This window comes from Methylobacterium sp. GXS13 (assembly GCF_001455965.1).
Taxonomy (GTDB): domain Bacteria; phylum Pseudomonadota; class Alphaproteobacteria; order Rhizobiales; family Beijerinckiaceae; genus Methylobacterium.
On record NZ_LKKO01000025.1, the window covers coordinates 12,253 to 36,995 of the forward strand.

General features: G+C 61.5%; 11 protein-coding genes. 8 read left to right on the top strand and 3 right to left on the bottom strand.

Going from position 1 to position 24,743, the window contains the following annotated elements:
* Positions 1 to 24 precede the first annotated feature (24 nt).
* The 7 genes from AO398_RS08425 to AO398_RS08445 all read left to right on the top strand — a co-directional run bounded on the left by AO398_RS08425 (position 25) and on the right by AO398_RS08445 (position 19,388).
* Positions 25 to 5,226 (top strand): DEAD/DEAH box helicase, encoded by a 5,202-nt coding sequence (locus AO398_RS08425; RefSeq protein WP_058191617.1) that lies wholly within the window; start codon positions 25 to 27, stop codon positions 5,224 to 5,226.
* Complete coding sequence (locus AO398_RS08430) at positions 5,223 to 8,012, top strand: DEAD/DEAH box helicase (protein WP_058191618.1); 2,790 nt, start codon at positions 5,223 to 5,225, stop codon at positions 8,010 to 8,012. The genes AO398_RS08425 and AO398_RS08430 overlap by 4 nt, the downstream gene beginning before the upstream one ends.
* Positions 8,012 to 12,064, top strand: coding sequence for an N-6 DNA methylase (locus tag AO398_RS27370; RefSeq protein WP_082643191.1), 4,053 nt, complete (start codon positions 8,012 to 8,014; stop codon positions 12,062 to 12,064). Before AO398_RS08430 ends, AO398_RS27370 begins: the two co-directional genes overlap by 1 nt.
* A complete protein-coding gene (locus tag AO398_RS08435; protein ID WP_058191619.1) occupies positions 12,061 to 12,840 on the top strand; it encodes an HNH endonuclease in 780 nt (259 codons plus the stop codon). The genes AO398_RS27370 and AO398_RS08435 overlap by 4 nt, the downstream gene beginning before the upstream one ends.
* Before the next feature lie 1,019 nt (positions 12,841 to 13,859).
* The gene (locus AO398_RS28205; protein ID WP_152997456.1) at positions 13,860 to 14,723 is read left to right on the top strand and encodes a hypothetical protein; all 864 of its coding nucleotides are present in this window, start codon (positions 13,860 to 13,862) and stop codon (positions 14,721 to 14,723) included.
* 305 nt (positions 14,724 to 15,028) lie between these two features.
* The gene (locus tag AO398_RS08440; RefSeq protein ID WP_058191620.1) at positions 15,029 to 17,704 is read left to right on the top strand and encodes a hypothetical protein; all 2,676 of its coding nucleotides are present in this window, start codon (positions 15,029 to 15,031) and stop codon (positions 17,702 to 17,704) included.
* Between the two features lie 442 nt (positions 17,705 to 18,146).
* On the top strand, positions 18,147 to 19,388 hold the full coding sequence (locus AO398_RS08445) for a site-specific integrase (RefSeq protein WP_058191621.1): 1,242 nt from the start codon (positions 18,147 to 18,149) through the stop codon (positions 19,386 to 19,388).
* Positions 19,389 to 19,733: 345 nt separating this feature from the next.
* On the opposite strand, the gene AO398_RS08450 is transcribed toward AO398_RS08445, so the two are convergent.
* Entirely contained in the window at positions 19,734 to 20,276 is a 543-nt protein-coding gene (locus AO398_RS08450; RefSeq protein ID WP_058191622.1) for a hypothetical protein, read from the bottom strand.
* A 353-nt stretch (positions 20,277 to 20,629) separates the two neighbouring features.
* Here AO398_RS08450 and AO398_RS08455 point away from each other — a divergent pair, with 353 nt between their 5' ends.
* Positions 20,630 to 21,136, top strand: coding sequence for a hypothetical protein (locus AO398_RS08455; protein ID WP_152997457.1), 507 nt, complete (start codon positions 20,630 to 20,632; stop codon positions 21,134 to 21,136).
* 96 nt (positions 21,137 to 21,232) lie between these two features.
* On the opposite strand, the gene AO398_RS28210 is transcribed toward AO398_RS08455, so the two are convergent.
* Both AO398_RS28210 and AO398_RS27375 read right to left on the bottom strand, forming a co-directional pair.
* Complete coding sequence (locus tag AO398_RS28210) at positions 21,233 to 21,982, bottom strand: hypothetical protein (protein WP_152997458.1); 750 nt, start codon at positions 21,980 to 21,982, stop codon at positions 21,233 to 21,235.
* Complete coding sequence (locus AO398_RS27375) at positions 21,982 to 24,465, bottom strand: N-6 DNA methylase (RefSeq protein ID WP_082643193.1); 2,484 nt, start codon at positions 24,463 to 24,465, stop codon at positions 21,982 to 21,984. The genes AO398_RS28210 and AO398_RS27375 overlap by 1 nt, the downstream gene beginning before the upstream one ends.
* Positions 24,466 to 24,743 lie beyond the last annotated feature (278 nt).

Below are 24,743 nucleotides of genomic sequence, written 5' to 3' on the forward strand. Positions count from 1 at the left end.
AAGCCGCGGGACGAGGAAACGTGCGTGGATATCTTCGATTGGGACCGAGCGCTTATCGCTCAGTACGAGGCTTTCGCCCGCTCTTTCTCGCGCATCAAGGCCCCGGAGATAGCTCAACAGGTCGACGAGGCGTATGCGCGCGGCCGCTTCTGGCCGGAACCGCTGATCACTATCAATCCTCGCTACGAGTCAGCCTTGACTATCGATCAGCTGGCTGCCCAGGGTGTCGTCGATCCGGCGCTACCCACGATCTTCGCAGCAGGCTCGGACCGGATACCGATCACGCTCTACAGCCATCAGAGCCGTGCGCTAGCTAAGGCGCAGGCCGGTGAGAGCTTCATCGTTACGACCGGCACTGGGTCGGGCAAGTCGCTCTGCTTTTTCCTGCCGATCATCGACGCCGTTGTGCGAGCGAAACGCGCGGGAGAGGCCGCTGCGACACGGGCGATCGTGATCTACCCGATGAATGCACTGGCGAACTCGCAACTCGAGGAGCTTGAGAAGTTCGTAGGCGAAGCCGGTCTCGATCCGGCTCTGCGCCCAACCTTCGCGCGCTACACGGGCCAGGAGAGCGATGCCCGCCGGAAGGAGATTGCGGCGGAGAAGCCAGACATCCTGCTTACGAACTTCATGATGCTCGAACTGCTGATGACCCGGCAGGATGGGCTCGACCAGCAGGTCATCGCCAACGCCGCGGGGCTCCGCTTCCTCGTCCTCGATGAGCTCCACACTTACCGCGGGCGTCAGGGTGCGGACGTCGCCATGCTGGTGCGCCGGGTCAAGCACCGCCTCGGCGTCGGCTCAGACCTCCTGTGCATCGGCACTTCGGCCACAATGTCGACGGCTGCCGACGAGACGGAGCGTAACGCCGCCGTCGCCCGGGTAGGCCGCAAGCTGTTTGGCGTAGCAATGAGCCACAATGCCGTTATCGGCGAGCGCCTGACCCGGGCAACAGATCCATCATTGCGTAGCGAGACCCTCGGCGCCGCACTACGCGAGGCCGTGCTCGTACCGACCCCGATACATGCGGACGACGCGGCTTTGCACCGCAATCCGCTCGCGGTGTGGATCGAGACCGAGATCGGGGTTGAGGACCGTGAGGGTCTCACCCGCCGGCGCCCAACGACGCTCGAAGCGGCCGCATGCCTATTGTCCGATCATGCCGCGGTCGAACTTGACCAGGCCCGTGCAGCGCTGTCCGGGATGCTCGCCCTGATGGGGCGTCCCGAAGACCGGCGGGGAGGGAGCGGCGACCGAGCCTTCTTGGCGTTCCGGCTCCATCGGTTCATCTCGGGTGCGGGCCGCGCCTACACGACGCTGGCGACGCCCGCCTCGCGCCGAGTGCTCCTCGACGGGCAGAAGTACGACCCAGAGGATGAGACTGCGCGGCTCTACCCCACCTTCTTCTGCCGGGAGTGTGGGCAGGAGGCCCATAGCGTCAGCCTCACAGCCGTCGGCGAGGTCATCCCACGCCCTATCGACGAGGTCCCCGCCGATACGGCGGACGCTGCGGGGCGGAGGCAGGGGTTCCTCATCCCAGCCGTCAACGCAGATTTCCCCTTCTCCGGAGATGTCGCCGACTACCCCGAGGATTGGCAGGAGGTAACGCCGGCAGGCGTCGAGCGCCTTAAGGCGACCCGAAAGCCACACCGGGGCGAGCTGCTCGAACTCGGGCGCGACGGTCACCCGGCGGAGGGCGGCGTGCCGGCATGGTTCTTCCCAGGCCGCTACCGCTTCTGCCCGTGCTGCCGCCACGTGCCGGCGCCGCAGGCACGCGACACCAACAAGCTCGCCTCTCTTTCGGCAGAAGGGCGAAGCTCGGCCACAACGCTACTTGTGGCGACGCTGCTCGCCGAGATGGACGCCGACGGCACGATCGATGCGGAGAAGCGCAAGATTCTGGGCTTCACCGACAACCGCCAGGACGCCGCTCTACAGGCGGGCCATTTCAACGACTTCATCTTCGTCACGCTGTTACGCGCCGGCATCGTACGTGCCGTCCGCGAGGCAGGTGCACAAGGCCTGAAGCCCTCGGCCTTCGGCGATGCCGTGAGGACGGCGCTCGGCTTCTCCCCCGACGAGCCCGCCCGCGCCGCGGAGTGGATGGCCAACCCAAACCCGCGCGGCTACCTCCCCCGGCAGGAGGCGGAGGAGACGCTCACGGCTGTGCTCGCCCACCGCGTCTGGGCTGACCTGCGGCGCGGATGGCGCTTCACCAATCCGAATTTGGAGGAGGTCGGCCTCGTTCGCGTCGGCTTCCCCGGTCTTGCCGAGCTTGCTCATGACGAGAGCCTTTTTCGAGGCAATGCCCAGCTTGCTACGGCCCACCCAACTTTGCGCCAGCACCTCTTCGAACTGCTGTTCGACCACATGCGCACGGGCCTCGCCGTTGCAGCGGACGCCCTCGATCACGCTCGTATGCGCCAGATTGCCGAGGAGTCCCGCGACCGGCTCGCCCATCCATGGTCGATCGACGCACTCGAACAGGATGATCTGCGGCAGGCAGGCTTCCTGATGATCGACGCGCCGCGCCGCGCCGACCGGCACTCGGCAGCGGAGGATCTTCTGATCGTGCGCGCCGGTCCACGCGGCGCCCTCGGCCGCCAGCTGTCGGCCAAGTCGCTCTGGGAGACGCCGCTCCCGCGCGCCGCGTACGACGCGCTCATCCGGTGCCTGCTCGCGGCGGCCGAGGCACATCAGATCGTCCGCCGCGTTTCCACTGGCTCCGATGCGCCTGGTTGGCGTCTCGCGCCGGCGGCGCTGCGCCTTTACCCAGCTACCGGCCGCTCAGACGGGCGCGCCGCGAACCAGTTCTACCGCGCCCTCTACGAACGCACGTCGCTGATGCTCGAGCAGTCGGGCGCGCTTCCGTTCTCATTCGAGTCGCGCGAGCACACGGCGCAAGTCGACCAAGAGGTGCGCGCCTGGCGCGAGGACCGCTTCAGGTACGGGCCGAAGGACCGAGAGCGGCTCGATGAAAGGGCTGAAGCGATGCGTGACCGCCAGGGCCCCAGCTTCGAGGGTAAGGCGTTCCTGCCGGCTCTGTTTTGTTCGCCGACAATGGAGCTCGGCGTCGACATCAGCCAGCTGAACGCGGTCTACCTGCGCAATGCCCCTCCGACACCCGCTAACTACGCCCAGCGCGCCGGGCGAGCAGGCCGGTCTGGCCAGGCGGCGCTCGTCGTGACTTACTGTGCAGCTCAATCTCCGCACGACCAGTATCACTTCGCCGACCGCGCCGGCCTCGTCGCCGGCATCGTGCGGCCGCCAGCCCTCGACATTGCCAACCAAGACCTCGTCCGGAGTCACCTCCACGCAGAGTGGCTGGCCGCGTCCGGCGTCGCGCTCGACCCCGATATCCCGACTAACCTCGCCATGGACGATACAGGCCTACCCCTGGATCCAGAGCGGGACACCGCATTGGCGGAGGCGGATGCGAACGGCGCGGCGCTGCCCGGGATGCGGGCCCTGCTCGCAGCTACGCGCGACGCGATTGAGGGAGCCGACGAGATCCCCTGGCTCGACGAAGCCGCGGGCTTCGCCGACGCGGTTGCGGCTGACGCGCGCGCGGAGCTTTCCTCAGCCTTTGATCGTTGGCGCGAACTGTACCGTGGCGCGCTCGACGAGCAGCGCGGGGCCGACGAGATTCAGCGACGGGCCGGCCCGCGCCCGGGCGAGCGCAAGGAGGCGCTTGCCCGTTACCGCCGAGCGACGCAGGAACTCGAGCTGCTGGAGCGCGGGCGCGCCGCGGCGGGCTCGGACTTCTACACTTATCGATACCTAGCAACCGAAGGTTTCCTGCCAGGATACAACTTTCCGCGCCTGCCGCTCTACGCCTCGATCCCCGCGACGCGGGCCGCCATGTTGCAGCGGCCCCGGTTCCTGGCCATCGCGGAGTTCGGTCCACGCAGCTTGATTTACCACGAGGGACGCGCCTTCCGCGTGACCCGCGCGAAGCTGCCTGCCCACGCCCGAACCGATGGCGGATCGCTGGACGTGAAGACGCTAATCCTGTGCGCGGATTGTGGGGCGGCGCACCGTGACCCACGGGCAGAGCGCTGTCACGCCTGCGATGCGTCTTTGACCGGGGCGGAGCAGATCGACAACGCGTTTCGCGTCGACAACGTCGAGGCCGAGCCGCAAGCGCGTATCAGCGCGAACGACGAAGACCGTCAGCGTCAGGGTTTCGAAATCCTAACCGTGTTCGAGTGGCCACTCAGCGGCGGCGTCCCCGACATCCGCCGCCTCGAAATCGCGGATAAGGGCGTCCCGTTACTGCAGATGGACTATGGCACCGGAACGCGGCTCGCCCGGCTCAACAAGGGCCTGCGGCGGCGTAAGCAGACCTCCATCGCCGGTTTTGCCATCGACCCTGTGAGCGGCCGTTGGACGACGGATGCCAACAACTCCGACGCGGGTGATGGCGACGTCGTGACGGCGCCGCGCTCTCAGCGGATAGTGCCGGTGGTGGAGGACCATAAGAACGCTCTACTGCTGCGCCCGCAGCGATCATTCTCATCCGCCCAGATGGCTACGCTGCAGCACGCCCTGGTGCGGGCCCTGGCGGTGGTCGCCGAACTCGAAGAGGGCGAGATCGTGGGCGAGCCTTTGCCATCCCGCGATGTGCGGCGCGCCATACTACTCTACGAGGCAACCGAAGGGGGAGCGGGCGTCCTTAAGCGCCTTGTCGGTGAGGCAGGCTTTGTGTCTTTGCTCGCGCGCGAAGCGCTGCGCCTCATGCACTACGTCGAACCGTACGATGGGACACCGCCCGCCTCGGAAGAAGAGGCCTGCGTCGCAGGCTGTTACCGTTGCCTGTTGTCTTACAGCAACCAGCTCGACCACGAGCTGATCGATCGACAAGACGGAGACGTCGTCGCATTCCTGCAGGCACTCGTAAACGCGACCGCCCCCATCGCACAGAATACCACTCCTCAATCTGGGGCGGTGACGATCATCACGAACGAGGTTGCTAAAGCCACTGCGGTCGACCGATGGCTTTCTGCTATCGCCGATTGGTCGTTGCCGAGACCAACGAGTCGGGTTGTAGCCGGCACGCATTGCCCGCTCTACTGGCCGGACCACCGATTACTGGGCTGCCCCGGCGGTGTGGCCGCGGAGGTCGAAGCAGCCTGCGTAGACCTCGGGATTGATGTCTTGCCGCTACCCCTCACGCCTCCCGCTGAGCTGCCCGCCGATCTTCTCGAGTATCTCGGACCGCGATGACCGAACACGCACGCTTTCAGCCCGGTGATCTCGTCGCCGCGCGCGGCCGTGAGTGGGTCGTGCTGCCCTCGCCCGACGACATGCTGCTGCGGCTGCGTCCGTTGTCAGGATCGGAAGATGACGCCCAAACTCTTGCGCTTGCACTGGAGCGCCCGCCGGTCCGCCCTGCTCGGTTCACGCCTCCCGCGCCGGATCGCAGTGATACTCAAGACGCCGCCCGACTTCTCGCGGACGCGGTACGCCTCTCGCTCCGCCGCGGTGCCGGTCCCTTCCGCTCCGCCGCGCAACTCGGTGTGGAACCACGCGCTTACCAGCTCGTGCCGTTGATGATGGCGCTCAAGCTCCCAGTCGTGCGCCTCCTGATCGCCGACGACGTTGGGATTGGCAAGACGGTGGAGGCGGCGCTCATCGCCCGAGAGATGATGGACCGCGGCATGGTTGACGGGTTCACGGTCTTGTGCCCGCCGCACCTCGTCGAGCAATGGGTCGAAGAACTCGCGTCAAAGTTCGACATTGACGCTATAGCTGTCACATCGTCGCGCGCGAGACAGCTCGAACGCGGCCTGCCTGCCTCGCAGAGCTTGTTCCAAGCCTATCCACACACCGTGGTCAGCCTCGACTACATCAAGGCCGACGCCCGGTGCGAGAACTTCGCCCTCCACTGCCCATCGCTGGTGATCGTGGACGAGGCGCACGCCTGCGTCGGCGGCGGCCGCGGCCGCCACCAGCGCTACGAGGTGCTCGAGCGGCTGGCGGCCGACCCACAGCGTCACATGCTCTTCCTTACCGCGACCCCGCACAGCGGCGATGAGGACGCCTTCGACCGACTCCTCGGCCTGCTGCACCCTGACTTCGCGTTCGGGCCGCAGGGTGGGGACGCAAACGCGCGCGAGCGCTACGCTCGCGGCCTCGCCCGCCACTTCGTCCAGCGTCGCCGCCCGGACATCCAGGGTGAGGGCTGGGCCGAGACCCGCGCGTTCCCGCAGCACCTAGACCTAGACGGCGGGGCGCCTTTCGTCCTCACCGGCGGCTGGGCGGCCATTCAGGAGGACGTGCTCGAATACTGTCTTGGCGTGACTGAGCGTGCGGGGGGTGACGCGCAGCGTCGGCGCCTTGCCTTCTGGGGCACGCTCGCGCTGATGCGCTGCGTCGGCTCCTCACGCGACGCCGCCCTGCACGCCCTACGCAACCGACGCGATGGCCTGAGTGATCCGGAGAGCGTCGAGGCGAGCCTGCTCGACGAGGAGCAGGGGCTGCTGTCCGACACCGATGTGGAGCCCAGCACAGGCGTCGAGGCAGCGGAGGAGCGGGCTGCGCTTGATCGGCTGATAGCCACGGTCGAACACCTCGATCCGGCCCAGGATCCGAAGCGCGTTGAGCTCGATCGCCAGCTGGCCGCGCTCCACGGGCAAGGGGCAAATCCGATCGTCTTCTGCCGCTTCATCGCCACCGCCGAGGCGTTGGGCGAAGCGCTGACGCGGCGCCACCCGGATCGACAGGTTCTGACGATCACGGGACGCATCCTGCCGAACGACCGGCGCGAGCGGATCGACGCGCTCGACCCCGAGCGACCACGCCTTCTCGTTGCCACCGATTGCCTGTCGGAAGGCCTCAACCTCCAGGGCCTGTTCGACGCGGTGGTCCACTATGACTTGAGCTGGAATCCTACCCGCCACCAGCAGCGCGAGGGACGTGTCGATCGCTTCGGCCAGCGCTCGACGGCGGTACGAACCGTCATGATGTACGGCGAAAACAGTATGATTGATGGTGCGGTGCTCGAGGTCATCACCCGCAAGGCTGAGGCGATCCGCAAGGCGACAGGTGTGAGCGTGCCGGTCCCGGACGACGCCGAGAGCGTCGCCGGCGCCCTCATGCAAGCTGTGCTCCTGCGCTCACGCCGCCCGCACGGGCAAGGCATGCTCGACCTGTTCGGCGGCGCCGATACCCGTATGGAACGGCGCTGGCGTGACGCGGAGGCGGGCGCGAAGGCGAGTCGTGCCCGCTACGCTCAGGGGGCTATGACCCCGGAGGAGGTGCTACCAGAGTGGTGCGCGATACGGGCGCTCAACGGCGGTCCCGCCGAAGTCGAGCGCTTCGTCACCCGTGCTCTCGCGCGAGTCGGCGCGCCCCTCGACCGCGGCCGCTACGTCCATGCCGACGCCTTGCCCGAGGCGCTGCGCGAGCGGCTCGCCCAGCGCGGTTTTAGCGGCTCCCGCGGGGTCGGATTCTCGGACGACACGCAGCCTGGCACCATGCATGTTGGCCGCACGCACCCTCTCGTGGCGATTCTCGCCGAGTCGATGAGCGAGGGCGCGCTCGACCCGGAGGCCTCGGGCTTGGCGCGGCCGCTCGGCCGGGCCGGTGCATGGCGCTCTCTGGCGGTGACACGCATGACGACTATCCTGCTACTACGCTTGCGCTTTACGCTGACCACGAGCGGGCGCACGAACCGGCTGCTGTTGGCCGAGGAGGCCACAGGTATCGCCTTCGGCGGCCTCGACCCGGCAGCGTCGATGGTTGGGCTCGACGCTCTGGCGCTGCTCGAGACGGAAGCCGCCGGCAATCTTGCTCCGCTCGTGATCGAGAAGCGCGTGTTGGACGCGCTCGCGCGTTTGGACGGTTACGAACCAGCCATCAAGGCGCACGCCGCGGCGCGCGCTCAGGCGCTCTCGGACAACCACGGGCGCCTCGTTGCAGCCGCCGGGGGCGGCGCCACAACGAAAGTCGAGCCGGTGCTGCCGGCTGACGTCCTCGGCGTCTACGTGCTCCTGCCAGAGGACAAGTAATGGCGCGCGCCCCCCGACGCACAGCCGAGATTGGCCTCACCGCAATCAGCGTCGAGGGAGGCCTGATCGCCCCGGCTCAGATCGCGGCCATCGCCGCCGCGGTGCCGTCCGCAGCCGACTACGGCGCGCCGAAGGGCGTGATGCTGCGCGACGAGATCACGCGCTATTTCCGCATCGCCCAGGCCCATTGGCGCGGCTACGCGCGCCTTGAGAGCCCAAACGCAACACAGGCTGCCGCGTTCGTCCAAGGATTGCTGTCGGAGGCTTTTGGCTTCGACGATCTCGCCGGACCGGCGAGCCACGAGCTCAGCGGCCATTATTACAGGATCACGTTTGAGGCCCGCAGTGGCCGCGTGCCGATCGTGGTCGCTGCGCCGCTCGCGGTTGCAGACGCCTTCCACAAGGCGCTGCCAGAGTTCGGCGATGGGGTGACCGGCGGCCAGTCACGCCGCTCGCCCACGATGCTGCTCCAAGACTGGCTGAACGCTAGCGAAGGCGCGCTTTGGGGGATCGTGTTCTCCGGCGACCGCCTGCGGCTGATGCGCGACAACGCGAGTTTCACGCGGCCCGCTTGGATCGAGGCCGACCTCGGTGCGATCCTGCGCGACGAGATGTTCGCGGACTTCACCGTCCTGTGGCTGCTGATCCACGCGAGCCGTTTCGGCGCTGCGGGCACCCCCGTGTCCGAGTGCGCCCTCGAGCGCTGGCGTGAGGCCGGCGCGCAAGCCGGCACCGCCGCTCGTGAGCGGCTGGGCGAGAACGTGGTCGACGTTTTAGAAAAACTCGGGCAGGGTTTGATCGACGCTAACCCTAACATGCGGGACCGAATGGCCGATGGGCGCTTGGCGCTGCCGGCCTTCTTCGAGCAGCTCCTGCGCCTCGTCTATCGCCTGATCTTCCTTGCGGTGGCCGAGGAGCGTGGCCTGCTCCATGTCGAGGCGGGTAGCTCCGCCGCGCGGCTATACGCCGAAAACTACGGCTTCACGTACCTACGCGAGCGCTCGAGCCGGCGCGCAGCCTACGACCACCACGGCGACGCTTGGGAAGGGATGAAGATCGTCTTCGCGGGGCTCGCTCGCGGCGAGCCGATCCTCGCGCTGCCCGCGCTTGGCGGGCTGTTCGCGCCGGACGCGACGCCGCACCTGGACGGGGCCGCGATCCCAAACCACGCTTTCCTCGCCGCAGTCTTCCGCCTATCATGGCTAATCGAGCGAGATGGCCGGCGCGTGCGCATCAATTGGCGCGACATGGCCACCGAGGAGCTGGGCTCAGTCTACGAGGGTCTGCTCGAACTCGTACCCGTGCTCGCTAACCACGGTCGCACATTCACTTTTGCTGGCGGCGCTGAGGCCCGAGGCAACGCCCGCAAGTTGTCGGGCAGCTACTACACTCCCGACAAATTGGTGCAGGCGCTCCTAGACGCTACGCTCGATCCAGTGCTTGAGCGCGCCGAGGCTGAAGGCGGAGAGGACGCAATTTTAAGGCTGACGGTAATCGATCCGGCGTGCGGTTCAGCTCACTTCCTGCTGGGCGCAGCGCGACGCATGGCCCTGCGTGTTGCTACCCTGCGCGACCCCGATGCGCCCGACATTCAGGCAGCTCTGCGCGATGTCGTGCGCCACTGCATCCACGGCGTTGATCGAAATCCCATGGCAGTCGAGCTCGCCAAAGTCGCGCTCTGGATCGAGACAGTACAGCCCGGCAAACCGCTAGGCTTCCTGGATGCCAACATCCGCTGCGGCGACGCGCTGCTCGGCGTCTTTGACCTCGACGCTCTATCCGAGGGAATACCCGACGAAGCCTACAAGCCACTCACTGGCGACGACAAAGAAACGGCGACCTGGTTCCGCAAGCGTAACAAAGCAGAGCGCGAGGGTCAGGCAAGCTTTGATTGGGAGCGGGGTGACTCCGGCCTGCCTCCGGCGCGCCTTGCTCGCGACGACCGTGGCCTGCGAGCATTACCGGAAGACTCGCCCGACGACATCCAGACGAAGCGCGCGCTCTTCGTAGAGCGAAACACCGGTTGGCGGGCTGACAAGGCAGCCTGCGATCTCTACGTAGCGGCCTTCCTAACGCCTAAGACAGGGGGCGTGCCGGAAAATTTCAACACCGCTACCATCCCGACCACAGGCGCCGTTCGTACTCGTCTCGCTGTTGGAGAGATATTCGGCCCACTTGAAGAGTGTGCGATTGCCCTCGCGGAGGGAGCCCGCGCGTTCCATTGGCCATTGATGTTCCCCGCTGCGATGGAAACGGGCGGGTTCGACGTGGTTTTAGGCAACCCGCCATGGGAGCGCATTAAGCTTCAGGAACAGGAATACTTTGCTACTCGTGCTCCGGAGATCGCTACCGCCAGTAACGCTGCTGAACGAGGTCGTCTGATTAGGGCGTTAGCCGTTGAGCAATCGAACACGTCCGGTCGTCGGCTTTGGGAAGATTTCCGTCTCGCTCTGCGAGTTGCTGAAGCTTCCTCCGTGTTTTTCACAGCACCCAAAGATGAAGACCCAACTAAGGGAAGTAAGCCAGGACCGCGACGGCGCTTCGCTTGGACAGGCCGGGGCGACGTTAATACTTATGCTCTATTTGCTGAGCTGTTCCTTAATCTGATGCGCTCCAGCGGCCGAGCTGGCATAATCGTTCCAACGGGCATCGCAACCGACGCGACTACCGCACCGTTCTTTGCGCATCTGATTGAAAAAAAGCGGTTGGCAGAAATCGCTTCATTCGAAAATGAAGAATTCATATTTCCCGGTGTTCACCATTCTTATAGATTTTCAATACTTATTCTATCAAGCTCCGAAGGATCTCCTTATTTTTCGTCTTATCTTCGAGATGTTGCCCAGCTTGCGGATAGTCGTAGACGATTTGCAATTACTCCTGCTGACATTAAGCGCCTCAACCCGAATACGAAGACTGCACCCGTTTTCCGCTCAAGGGCTGACGCTGAGCTAACGGCCCGCATATATGCGCGCGTCCCTGTGCTGTTCGAGGAGGGCCGGGGTGCGGCCGGCAATCCTTGGGGAACGTCGTTCATGGCTATGTTCCACATGTCGAACGACAGCCACCTATTCCGCACAGCTGCCCAACTAACTGCCGCCGGTATGCGACGCGAAGATCAGGATTGGGTGCGCGGAGCGGCTACAAAACCGTCGAAGGTCAGAGCGGAACCTACTGAATTAGAAGAACTGGCATACTTAGAAACTTCAGAGAACATAAATGTGGCATCAGAACGATGGGCTCCACTTTATGAGGCTAAGATGATTCATCAATTTGATCATCGCTGGGCCACATACGACGGCGGTGAAAGCCGAGATGCCACTATGCTCGAAAAATCCGATCCTGCATTTGAGGCAGCACCTCGGTACTGGGTTCCGGCTCACGAGGTCACTAAGCGCACATCTGACAAGGGCTGGCGGCATAAATGGCTTATGGGCTGGCGCGACATCGCTCGCAGCCATGATATACGCACAACGATAGCAGGAGTGGTTCCAGCCTGCGGGTTTGGAGATAAATTTCTACTGCTGCTTCCCTCTACGTCCGCAGAACTTTGCGGGGCTTTGATAGCCTGCTTGAATTCGTTAGTAACAGATTTTGTGGCTAGGCAAAAACTCGGTGGAACATCGTTCAAGTATTTCACGATGCGACAGATTGCAGTGATACCACCGACAGGATATAGGGACACAGATATTGAGTATATTATACCTAGAATATTGGAGCTGACGTATGTTAGTCATACGATGGCGCACTTCGCGCGCGATCTCGGATATTGTGGCTCGCCTTTCGCCTGGGATGAAGGTCGCCGAGCACAGCTGCGTGCCGAACTTGATGCGTGGTATGCACACGCCTACGGCCTGACACGTGACGAACTCCGCTACGTACTCGATCCCAAGGAGACGATGGGCGCAGATTACCCGTCCGAGACCTTCCGAGTGCTCCAAGCCAGCGAGCGCCGTCGCTTTGGTGAGTACCGCACCGCGCGACTCGTACTCGCGGCGTACGACGTGTTGCACGCGGACGGTACCGCGCCGCCAGCTTTCCGGGGGGGCGGATGATCGCAGCCGGCACCGACGGGCGCCTACGTAACCCGCCGTTCCCGCTGCGCAGCGAGCTCGGGGACGCGCTGGCCGAGCATGGCTATAGGATCGGCCCCGAATTCGCCGACGGATGGATGTTCGCCCGCTCCGCCTCCACGCCGGGGGAGATCGCTGTCGCCGCAGCGAGCCTTGTCGGTCCGTTTTTCCTATCTGTCGAGCACGCGGGTGTGGGTCATGAGCTCGGCGCACCACTCGCCTCGCCGCCCGCCCGGGGGCATAGCGTTGCTTTCGCTCTAACGAGCCGCGATACCCTAGCGGAGGCGGTCAAGGCGGCCTACCGTCTCTCGACGAGCCTACCGACGCTGCCGCTGGAATTCTTCGAGCGCGAAACTGCCGAGCTGCGGACGACCGAGTCCGACGAGATCGTCCGCCGCCGTATCGGCCAGGATATATTCCGCGCGGCGCTACTAGCCTATTGGAACACCCGCTGTCCGTTGACTGGCATCATGGAGCCGGAGCTGCTGCGTGCCTCACACATCGTGCCGTGGGCACGGTGCACGAGTGATGCCGAGCGGCTCAATGTGCATAACGGCCTGCTCCTGTCCGCCCTGTGGGACAGCGCCTTCGATTCGGGTCTCGTTACCTTCGGCGATGACGGTGTCCCGATCGTCTCTCCCCGTTTAGGTGCAGAAGCCGCTGCCGCTCTTAACATAGCACGCACTCCGCGCCTCCGACTGCGCGTGGAAAGCCAGGAGCGTATGAGATGGCACCGCCTCAACATTTATCTATCATGAAGAGTATGCACTATTGGCACTTAAGCGATTTGGCGCTGCGAGCTGCACATGCTGTTTGCGCCACCGGACCTACCAAGTTCAATCGGAGTATCATTGAGTGCGGGAGGGTGCTCACTACCTGCTGGTGATTTCTCATCAAAGCAGCGTTTAGGTTAGTTCACGCTTGTCTGTAGTTTATGATGAAAGATTTGCGTGGGTGATCAGGCAGTTTGACGTTCTCCACAAGGGTGTTGATAACCTAACAGAAGTCTCGCTGTTACGTCGCACTCCAATTGACTCATTTGCGCAATGGCGAGTTCCCGGTGCAGCATGCTGTCGTCTCATGGAAGGACCGACGACATGTACGAACCAAGTTTGATAAGGAATATTTATTTCGATCATGCCCATGAGGATTGGCGTGGTACTCGATTGAAATGTGTGGCAATATATATTTTGTCAAATGGAATATCAAGAAATATAATAGAAAATTATCAGCATGCCATTCTATCCATGTCAGATCACAAAGGTGATCTTATTATTACTTGGTCGTCCGACGAGATAGTGGATAAGGTCAAAAGTTTGGCATCAGAAGCCTGGGAAAAGGTGGGTCATGAACTTGGAACGAATGTCTATCATTTTGTATATAATCAGGCTCTCCGCACATAGTAATTCGGCCCACCGGTGTTCAACATCAGATCTTGTTGCGCCCTATTAGGTCTCTCCTCGAACGAATCTCGGCAGCGGCAGAGGTGGGGCTGGGGGGGCGATTGAGGCGGCCGGCGCATTAACGCTAGCCGCCCACCTACAGTGCGCCCTTGCGGGTACAAATATCTCCCGCCTCCGCACTCGATAAGTCGTTTGAGCGCCATTCCGACGGGCGAGTACCCATGTATGTTGGGGAGATGGCACAGGTATTAGTCGCGACCGGAATTCTCATGTCGGGCCTAGCCACGTGAATTAATCCTTGAATCACGACTAGCGAATACGGTCTGTTACGACATAAGTGGCGATAGCTGTCCTAACAAATTGTGAGCAGAGGCGTGGTTAACTCAGATGTCGCTAACGGCGTTGACTGGCGCGAAATATCTAGACAGTTCAATCTCATCGTCTCTGCGCTTGAGTTGTTCCGGGTGCCGTCCGAAGCGGAGGTACAGAATTATGAGCTCTCGCTGTTAGTGGGCCGAGTGAGTACTGTGCCGCTTACAATCAAAGAGCGACTGGGCTTCCATATGTTTCCCGGCTCGGAACCGTGGATGTCGAAGGCTCAAGAGCTATCAGACAATATCAAACAGATAAATTATGCGCGATATGCTGGTTCATTCGCAACCCAAAGAGACTGGCATCGAGAAATCGAGGGAGCTATTCAGTCACAAACGGTGACAATGGCATTTCTTGAAGCTTGGCTGCACCTTGGGGAGCTTTACGGACGGTTTATGGAGCTCGAAGAATTCAGCGAACACGCTCAAAAGGCCAAAAAAGCACAGATCGACTCTGGCAAATCGACCAATAATAGAGTGAGGGAATGCTGGTACGCTCGTTGGATAACTGAAAGGCGCGTGTTCAGCAGACAGTACGTTTCTAGGATAAACAATGGGCGGTCGGAAAAAGTGCCAGTGCGGCGGACTCAAATGGGGAGAGAACGCGCAGAAGCCGAGTTGGCTGAATTATGCCTCGAGATCATAAACGGAGAGCTTGAGAGTCCGATCAATCCTGAGTTTTATAACAAAGAATGGTTTCGCCTTATCCTAGGTAAAGAGGAAGCAGACGGTGGTTGGGGTGTGACCCAGAGTTTCTGTAGATTGGGGCGAGATAGAATTGCGGAGCTGTCGGGCGATAATCTTCTAACGCCCGATTTATTGCCCCCGGTAAACCGTGATCGCTTTCGCCGGCTCCGCAACCCCTGAGGGGTTGCGAAACCCGGGCGTAGAATCAGCGACAGTTCGCCTCGTCATCTCCGTCCCGGAGATTGAGCACGAGGCCCAATTATGCGGTTGGAAATATCCGAAGAAGCAGTGGCACCTTCCACGGAACCCCTCCTCACATTCCGACAGGCGGCCGATCTATTTGGACTACCGTACTGGAAGATCCAGCGCGCGGCTAAGTTCGGGCTGATCCCGACATTTACACTGCTGAACTCCCGCCGCTACGTCCGCCGCTCCGATATTGAACGCGTGCTCTTGGGTGCTCCAGTTCAAGACGGAGGTGCCCGATGATCATCATCTCCGCACTCCAAAATGTTGATCCCGTCGGATTCGTCAGGGCCGTTCATGGCGATGAGTTCGCGGGCTTCCAGGCGCTTTTCAGCCTGCCCGCCAAGAGAACATTGTTCTACGGCGCATCCCAGTGGGACACTCTCGCCGACGACATTGAGCGCCTGAAGGGCGAGAACGACCTCTACGGCGTGATCGGCACGCAGCGGAAGCGGCTCCCGGCGCGGTCTCGCGGCGGCATCGCGACGGTCCGGCAGGTATCGGGGCTCATCGTCGATGTCGATTTTGCCTCTATGAAGGACAGCACGAAGCAGTACGTCGCGGACGCTGCTGCGGCCGCCGAGATCCGTCAGAAACTCCCCCTGCCTCCGTCGGCGGTCGTCTCGACCGGCAACGGCGAGCACTGGCACTGGTTTCTCGATCGGCCCCTGGTCATCGAGCGCCCGGACGAGCTTGAGGCGGCCAAGCGAGTTACCGCCGCGTTCAGCCGTCGCATCCAAGCGATCTTCCGCGAGAGCGGCGCCGAGATCGACGCCGTCGGCGACGTCACTCGGGCGTTCCGCCTCCCGGGCACGCTCAACCACAAGGGCGGCGCGAAGAAGCCGGTCGTGCTCCTCGCGTTCGATCCGGCCAAGCGCTACCAGCTCGCCGACATCGAGCGGATCATTACGCCGCCGGCCGCACCGCCGACGCGGCCGGCCCGCAAGCGACGGCCGAGCGATGGGTTTGGGCAGGCCGATCACGAGGCGATTCGGCGCGGGTGCTCCTGGTACGAGTGCATGACCGGCGACGGGGCAGCAACAGCGTCCGAGCCCGAGTGGTTCGCGGCAGTGAGCATCACGGCGTGTTGCCACGACGGCGAGGAGATCTTCCACGCCTACAGCGCTACGCATTCTGGCTACGATCAGAGTGAGGCGCAGAAGAAGTTCCAGCGGGCGGTCGACGCTGATGCGCCGCGCACTTGTCACTCAATCGAGGCCAATTTCGGCCACGAGGGTTGTCGCGCGTGCCCGAGCCACAAGCGGATCAAGTCGCCCGTCCAGATCGGTTCCGGGTCTCGGCGATACGATCCCGGCGAAGAAGGGCCTATCCCACTCGGATATAACCGGGACGGCAATTTTGCGCTACGCGACCCGGTCCGCAACATCATCATCCCCGCGAGCGCTCAGCAGCTTTTGTCGAGCCAGTGGCTTCAGGGCGTCGCTCCTTCCGCGTTCTGGGGGCGTCAATTTCCGGCCGAGGGTGGTAGACCTTTCAACGCCATCAGGGCTGGCGAGGCCCTCATCGCGGCATGCAAGCAAGCTGGTCCCTTCAACCCTCTTATGGTTCGAGGTCGAGGGATCTGGATCGAGGGCGGCGAGGTCGTCATCAACCTCGGCGGGCCGATCCGAGAGGGTCTGAAGCATCAGTATCTCTGCTTTGAGCCGATCCTGCTGCCAGCCGAGGCAACCTTCGAGACGAATCGGCTGCTCGGTCTGCTGGAACAGTTTCGGTTCCGGGACGCAAACAACACCAAGCTTCTGCTCGGTTGGCTCGCAATCGCACCGATCTGCGGTGTTCTCGCTTGGAGACCCCATTGCTTCGTGTACGGGCCGCCAAAGGCGGGCAAGAGCACTCTGCATGGTCTCGCCACGGCGCTGCTCACGCCGCTGGTCATCTCGACGACGGGCGACAGCTCGGAGGCCGGGATCCGTCAGGCCGTTGGTCCAGACAGCCTGCCGGTGATCATCGACGAGTTCGAAAGCGATCAGCGTCGTGGCAAGCAGCAGGCGATCGTGATGCTCGCCCGAAGCGCCTCATCCGGCACTACTCCGATCGTACGGGGGACACCGGACGGAAAGGCGATGCAGTTCAGCCTCCGTACAGCGTTCTTCTTCAGTGGCATCAACCCGCTCATCCACTCGCCGGCGGATGCTAGTCGCATTCTCTTGCTCGAGCTCATCATGCACGAGAACGATCAGAAGTCTGCGCGTCACATAACATCGGAGCTCGCCCATTTCGCGGACGCTGGTCCTCGGTGGTGCGCATACATGGCGTCAAAGGCCCTACTAATCGCTCCTGCCCGAGAGACCTTCGAGGGCGAGATGCCAGGGATGGACGCGCGGCTGCGAACCAACATCGCCACGTTGCTCGGAGCAGGATTCGTTGCGTTGCACGGTCGCGTTCCGACCCAGGATGAGGCTGCGGTGCAAGTTGCTGACTTCGCGCCAACGACGGCTGAACACGCCGAGGAAGTCGACCGCGATGATGCGAGCGAAGCCTTGCACCACCTTCTCGCATACCCGATCGGCGGCACATCGCTCGGGCAGTGGATCGCGCGCGAGCACCGAGACCAACTCGAGAATGGAGACAAAGACAACAGGCCCAGCGCTCAGTTCCTAGCGAGTTTGGACATCGCGATGAACATCGGAAACGAGGAACCGGGCTTTTTCCTAACCAAAGGCGCCCCGGGAATTGAAAAGATCTTCAAAGACACGAAGTGGGCAGATGGAGCGTGGCTGCACGCAATTCGCAAGTTCGACGGCGCATTCGCTCCGCGTAATCCAGTTTACTTCAGGAGCATGAAAAAGAAGGCGAGAGCTGTCGGCATACCGTTCGACATTCTACCCGATCCGACAGAAGAACCCATCAAGGCTGAAGACAACACCATCTCAGGCTGGAGGCCGGGTTTCTGATTGGTATTCACCGGATGCCACACAAGACGCAGGACGGGACGGACGGTACATGAAGGATGGGGGGAGGGTCTGGTGTCGTGTCGTTGAGCGCTCGTCACCGCATACATCCCCCTCTCTCCCCCTCTTCAATGTAGTCCGTCCTGTCCTGCGTCCTGCCCGATGCGAACTACCGCTTCGCGGGCGCTAGGCTACCACCTACAAGCTCAACTAGCTGTATGCCTCCCGTGAGCAGAGTACGACCGGTCGTATTTCCTGCCGCTTGACAGACATGTCTCAGAGCCGTGGTTCCACCCGGGGTTACAGGCGGGCATTTCAGAAGATATCGGGGCGATATCTGACAAGCGGCAATCGCGCGCTGCTCGCTAACCACGTTGCGCCACGAATTATTGTTCGGCCAGCAACTGCATGTTTTTCTCTGCAAGTGTCTTTTGGAGCGCTTCTCATGTCGTCCAAGCCATTCAACATCTCCCTCACAAAGCGCGACCGGCGGCGTAAGCTTCGTTCCGGTGAAGTCGTAATCAACACTCGCTGGGTCCTGAACTACGCTGATCCGAAAACCGGTCAGCGTGTCCAACTGTTCTTTACCCGCCAAAAAGACGCTCTCGCCAAGCGTAACGAAATCCTAGCCGCGGTCGACGTCCGGGCTTATGTGCCTGATCGCGAGGTCATCACCGTGGCGGACGCGGTTGCGCGCTGGCTGGAAGGCCGCCGCGGTGATGTTAAAGGCCGGACGCTTTTCGAATACGAGAAGGGTGCCCGTTATATCACTGGGCCGCTCCTGGTCTCAGCGACTCCTGCCCAGCGCCGCACCTTCACCGAGACTGGTCTCGTACCAGTGGGCGCGTCACTCGCGCCAATGCTGGGCGAGAAGAAGGTCAATCGCCTCGGAACAGGTGAAATCCGCGCATGGCACAAGCTGCTCGTCCGCGAGGTTGGCCCTTCTACCGCCGCACGAGCCAAGAAGTACCTGGGCAGTGCGCTCGCGCTGGCCGCCGAGGATCTTGGCATCCGGCCGCCGACCATGCCGACCCGGTTGAAGGCTGCACCGCGTGTGCGCAAAGCCATTCTCACGCCCGCGCAGATCGCCGCCGTTCTGACGGTAGCCGAGGCGGCCCCGGAGCGCGGGGCCTACGTTGCCTTCCCATTCCTTGCAGGAACGCGACCGAGCGAGCAGCTGGCTCTTCTATGGGAAGATGTCGACTTTGAGAGAAGCGTCATCTGCATCAGGCGGATGCAGGAGATGGATGGGCGTCAGTGTGAAGTTACGAAGACCGATGCTGGGCGGCGTGACATCCCAATGTCAGCGCGTCTGCGGACGCTGCTGGCCTCGTGGCGCAAGATCTGCCCCAAGCGCGAAGGCGAACCGCATCGTGTATTCCCGGGTCTCGGGGTGCGCCAGGCGTGGCCCATGCCGCGGGTCGGGGGCGGAGGGATCCTCCTGTACGCTAACTTCCGTACCCGCATGTGGGCGCAACTGTTGAAGCGGGCAGGCGTCCCGTATGTCACGCCACACTCCGCGCGCCACGCGTTCATCTCGATCCTGCAGGCCCAGGGCATCGAGGTTGGTCTGGTGGCCCAGATCGCGGGTCATAAGAGCCCGGCTGTAACTCTGAGCCACTACACTCAGGCCGTTCGCGGCGGTGAAGCCGCTTCAATTGCGATCGACCGGGCCTTCGCCCCATAGGAGGGGCTTTCCACGCGTGTCGCACCTACAATCGAGCATCTTTGCTCGCCAGCGCGGTCGAGGTGCAAGCGAGCGCTGCGCGGGGCACTTACTGCTGGTCAACGTCCGATGTCCGCCGCATCGGATGCCCGAGAGGGTGGAGAGCGGCCGTTAGCCGGCCAGCCGCCGCTCCGAAGCGGACGTTCCCTGCTGGCGCGAGCGTCTTAGAAATGAGTCACTTAGACTAAGCAGATCTTTGCGAACCTCGTCCGGCCGCAGAATACAAATACAGACACCGACAACAGCTTGTACCTTTCGGCCGCGAACCCCAGTAGACACACTCGTTCCTAGAACAGACTCGATGGGCTACGGACCCTTCAAGATCCGGTCGATCTCCACCAGGGCTTCGGACGGACGCATTACCTTGATACCGATGCCGGCGAGATCAGCTGCCTTTTTATTCAGCTTGCCATCATCGGTAACGAACACGTCCCTTGCTGCTAGCTTGTGGCCGACCAGATGGTCCACGTCGCTGATCTTGTTGGGGAAGGTGTTCGCCTGAGGATCGATGCCGGCCGGCGACAGGATGTGCTCGACCTGTTTCGCCAAATCGACATGTTCGTCGCTCATCAGTCCGTCGGCGTCGTCGAGCTTAGAGAAGCCGAACCGGAATACCGAGCCTATGATTGGAAGGACCTCGGCCTTAGCCAACATCGCGTCCCGACGCGCCTTGTCCTTATCCTGCCAGAGGTCGGCCTCGATGCGGGTCGTAATTGCGACGTCGATCTCGTCGGTCTCCCACCTCCGCATGATTTCCTCCAGTTCGGGCACGGAGGTCGGGGAGGCGTGAGCGCGATCGTAGTGATTGATTATCGCGTTCGCGTCGAGGGTGATCTTTGGCTTGGTCATACCCGACCATAAGGCCGTCCTGGGCAAAACCGAAATTCCGAGGCCGGCGTGTTTGTCGGCGGCCGCGGGACAGCCGTTTCGCGGGTGCTTGTCGGATGAGGGGCGGGCGGCCGTTTCCGCCCAGGTGCGGATATCTCGCAGTTGTCGATTAAATTTCCAAGTTGGAGGTGGAGCGGACCTGCGCAACCGAGTGCAAAATATCGGGCTAGGGCTCGACCGACTAGGCAATCGCATTGTTCAACGATATCGCCAAGTGATCCATCATTAACTGCCCCAATATCTGGATCATTGTTCTGGATTTTGTTGCGTGTTTTTCTGTTCGTACACTAAATCAGAAACATAGATCCACGCTCATGACCATCTGCATCATCTCTGAGACAGTCGCCACAAACTCTGGAACGATACTGACTGGCCTTGACTTTGCTGCTGCTCATTCTGAAGCTTCCCGTCATCACGCGGCTGCTGCCGATGCCCACGCGCTTGCGGCCGAGATGCACTTTGAAGCTCGCGAACCGGGCGAGGACACCGACCCGTGTCAGCAACAGGACGCAGAGATCGCGAGTGTCGATGCGGCCACGCAATCCGACACTGCCACCGAGGCGACCACAGCGGCGGGCGTTGCGATGAATGAGGTGCGTGACGCGGGTCGCGAGGCGGGCGAGGCGGTCCGGCAGGCTGAGGATGGCGACGATCCTCGCGACTCCCACGCGGCAGCTGCCAAGCACCATGCAGCGGCTGCCAAGCGACACGCCGAGGAAGCTGAGGCCGCTGCACCAGGTAGTGAGGAGGCCAAGGAGGCCTGCGCCGAGGCGGAAAGTGCCGCCGCACGGGCGGAGGACGTTGCGGCCGCTCGTGGCTAACTGGACCGACCCTTAGCTAATTCCAGCTAGGTGTCGAAGTAAGGAATAATGTGCAGAGGTGCCACGCGGATAGATTTTGCACGTAGAAAACTATCTTTATATTCTTTGAAGTTCCTGAGCTAAATAACTAAGGGTTTTGCTCAGCCACACACGGATTTGATTTTCATCGGTCGGTACGTGTGCGTGATTGCCCCCCTGAGACCGATGCCACCAATGGGCGGCACTTGCGAAGTGAAGCGATGCTAATGAGCGTGCAGCAACGACATCGCTCACTTCACTCGCGGCTGCATTGGTCGCAACGAAATCCTTTGGTGCACCTTCCTCAAATTCCGCGCGAAGAATTTCTGCAAATACGTTCGCCTCCTCAATCTTGGCCGGCGCAAGTAGGCTATCCATTGCATCGAATTGCCAGTGAGGATGCCCGGCATCGCCGCCCTGCATTGTCCATTGCGATGCAATTTCGACTGGTCCTGCCCATTCTGCGCGAAACATCTGCGGTTTTGGGTCAGTTGCCTTGAAGCCGAAGTGTACTGTCAAACTTGATGCACGGAAGGCGAAGGTCGGATGGTTTCCGGACGTGCGAATGCTCCATTCCTCTCGATATCCGAACCAAGCCCAGAGCCCGCCCCGAAGATCAATCCACGGAGCGATCGGTGTAGTGAGACCCCTCGTCCTATTTGCGCGCTCGCATCCGCCTCCAACGATCCCCGCCACCACGGGGTCGCCGTTCTGATCAAGCTGAAGTTTTAATTGAGCTGATGGATCTGCAGCGCTCCTCAGGATTAGCTCAACTTGTGTTAGGTGCAATTTGAGCTTCTCCAAGCCAATGACAGGCGGTTCTCGCATTAGATGCGCTCGAAGAGTTCGATTCCATACAGTTCGATAACTATACGTTTGACTGTATGTCTCCAGTCATAGTCGTCAAGCTTTATGTTGCGTCCCAAGGAAGTCAGACGGGATAAACGTTGGCCGTTCGCATCATCCGCGGCCATTGCCATCAAGTCAGGCACTGGAACCTCGTTTACGAAGCGGGGGCTGAGGTCTGCTTGCCCGCCGCCCACATATGCGGAGAATTGTAACAGAAGCCGCTGGAACGGCTCGGAATTGAAAATAGCACTATAGGCGAATAGTAAATCGACGGTCGTTACCGGGGATCTGTAAGTATAATCCCTCTCGTCATCTTCAACGTCGGGCCCTTCAGCGATGTCGGAGGGATCCGGCCAGCGAGGAAACCAGGCAAATCCTTGTACGACGACGTACTCGGCTGTTTCATCGAGCGCGAAGCTTCCCTCCTTCCCAAAATATTTCGATACGATTCGTGGTTTTTTTGAAGTACCCCACTCGCGCCGCTGCGAGAGCCCCCACCAATCCTCTCGACCTGTCCGCCGGATGTCGGAGCGGAGCATGAGCTTGTCGCGCCGCTCAGCCAGTACCCTTTGAAAATACCTTGGAACTGATCGAGCAAGTTCCGCCTCGCTCGTGAGCAGTAGGCCATTCTCATTGTACGGGTAAAATATGTACTCGGATTTTCTCAGCTGTCCGCCGATAATGTTGTCGCCCATAGTGGCCGCTCGAAAGAACATGTGTTCTGACTTGGGCAGAGAGGCATAGAAGTCCTTGCTCACAATAAAACTGTCGTTATCCCCAGTGCGTACGCCCTGGTACACGTCAAAAATCTCTCTAAGTGGTCGGGTCGCTCCGATGGCCTCCAAGCGCTCCAGGGCACTCGTGGCTTCTGGCGCTATGAGGCGCCAGGTTGGTTTTCGGCTAAACGCTTCAGAAGGGAGCTCGAAAGTGCGCCAACCAGAGTTGCCACTCTTCGCGGTGACAGCACCACTTCCGGTCGAGCGTTCGCCGCGCCTTATTGCCCTCAGCGCGTCTCCCGTCGCGTCAGCAGCGTTGCTCGCAATAATTGCTAACGTTGCGTTCGGGCGGTCCTTGGCTCCTTCCTTGCGGCTGAGAACCATGGCAGCCACCTGGACCATAGCATGCCGGAAAAGCCCATAATCCCCCAAGGATGCAATCATCCGGATGTCATTGTCGAGAGTAATAGCCTCTCTCCACTTTTCGGCGGATAATAGATTAAGTAGACTCGAGGGGATCAGCACCCCCAGTGCACCTCCCGGATGCAGGCATTTCACAGCTCGGCTGACGAAGACCATGCTGAGGTCGGCCCGCCCCTTTAGCAAGGGTCCCATGAGTTCTCGCATCTGTTCGCGCTGTTTCGGCGACATAGCGCTCCAGGACAAGAATGGAGGATTCATAAGTATAATGTCGGCGTACATTAGTTCGGCTGTGAGGAAGTCGGCCACGCTCAGATCGATCGTGATCCCACCGGCTGGGTGCCAATCCGAAATCGCTAGTGCCAGTGTAAACTTTGCCATAGATATCGCAGCAGGCGAGACATCTCTGCCGACCACGGTGATGCGTCCAGCGAAATTCAATCGGCGAAGCGTGCGAAGTGCCTCGTATAAGAACGACCCGGACCCACAAGCGGGGTCGTAGATGACTAGCGTTTGGCGTGACGACAGATCATCAAGGCTCCCGAGCGTTTGCTCGACGATGCTGCGCGCCAGCGCGGGAGGCGTGAAGTGAGCAGTTCCTCTGGTCTCTCGCTTCGCTGTTGCAGGCCCCACCCAATCGAACAGATCTGCGGTCGACGCCGATGTAAGCGAGAAATGCGCCTCCTGAAAAATCTCACTGCCTGCATGGCGAATCGCAAGCTCGGGATGGAGACGCAGGTTGGGCGCGTGAATTGGCCCAGTCATCATTCTATTAATAATCTGTTCGACTGAGTTTTCGGGAAGGATAGCAGAGAAGCCGCTGCTGTTGGCTGTGTAGTGAAGACCATGCCCGCTGCGTTCCATGCCAACTTCCAGCGTATAAAGGAATGCTTCAACGCTGTGTTCGTCGCCTAGGCCGATCTGATCCACCAGCGACCGCACACGACGAAAGCCATCAACCAGATGATCGACGACTCTGCGGCTCGATTGGACGCGATCACTTCTCAAATAACCATAGAAGGCCTCAAGTCGAGCTTCGACACTTCGTCTTGAGAACTCCTCAGGTTCGGGGCTATCCCAACGTACGACAGCCACTTCTGTGTCAGTAACCGTTACGTGGTGGGGCAGGCCACTTGACCAAGCCCATTCGTACGACCTGCGTTCTCGCCAGAGGCGTTCAGCGGTTAATGACAGCGCGAAGCTTCCGAAACCGCCGTCGAGTAAGACGGTGTGGGTGTCGGCCCCAACTTCTTCTGCTGCAAATAGGGGCACGCTCGCCAAACCAAAAACTCCGGCCCAGGCGTCAGAAACTGGAGTGTCAGGCATCGTGCAGCCACTTCCCCCTAGCGCGAGATTGAAAACCGGCTTCCGTTTAGAGTGATCTATCAAGGTATCAATTCGACTACAATCGCTCTTTCCTGTCAGCGTAACGGCATCGTGGCCATCGGGCGACCCTGTGGACGGTGAAAGCCGCCAATCGGCATACTGCTCGACCTCTTGGCCGCTGGGCTGTTTACATATGTTGCCGCAGTTGCGACTTTTGGCTTGCTGCCGGGTTTTCCGTCTCCGGCCTCGGTTGTAACCACGCTGTAACCCCGCCTATC

What these genes read in the sequence shown, in the direction of transcription:
- AO398_RS08430 (WP_058191618.1), top strand. Translation starts at nt 5,223, where the DNA reads ATGACCGAACACGCACGCTTTCAGCCCGGTGATCTCGTCGCCGCGCGC.
- AO398_RS27370 (WP_082643191.1), top strand. Translation starts at nt 8,012, where the DNA reads ATGGCGCGCGCCCCCCGACGCACAGCCGAGATTGGCCTCACCGCAATC.
- AO398_RS08435 (WP_058191619.1), top strand. Translation starts at nt 12,061, where the DNA reads ATGATCGCAGCCGGCACCGACGGGCGCCTACGTAACCCGCCGTTCCCG.
- AO398_RS08440 (WP_058191620.1), top strand. Translation starts at nt 15,029, where the DNA reads ATGATCATCATCTCCGCACTCCAAAATGTTGATCCCGTCGGATTCGTC.
- AO398_RS08445 (WP_058191621.1), top strand. Translation starts at nt 18,147, where the DNA reads ATGTCGTCCAAGCCATTCAACATCTCCCTCACAAAGCGCGACCGGCGG.
- AO398_RS08450 (WP_058191622.1), bottom strand. Translation starts at nt 20,276, where the DNA reads ATGACCAAGCCAAAGATCACCCTCGACGCGAACGCGATAATCAATCAC.
- AO398_RS08455 (WP_152997457.1), top strand. Translation starts at nt 20,630, where the DNA reads ATGACCATCTGCATCATCTCTGAGACAGTCGCCACAAACTCTGGAACG.
- AO398_RS28210 (WP_152997458.1), bottom strand. Translation starts at nt 21,982, where the DNA reads ATGCGAGAACCGCCTGTCATTGGCTTGGAGAAGCTCAAATTGCACCTA.
- AO398_RS27375 (WP_082643193.1), bottom strand. Translation starts at nt 24,465, where the DNA reads ATGCCTGACACTCCAGTTTCTGACGCCTGGGCCGGAGTTTTTGGTTTG.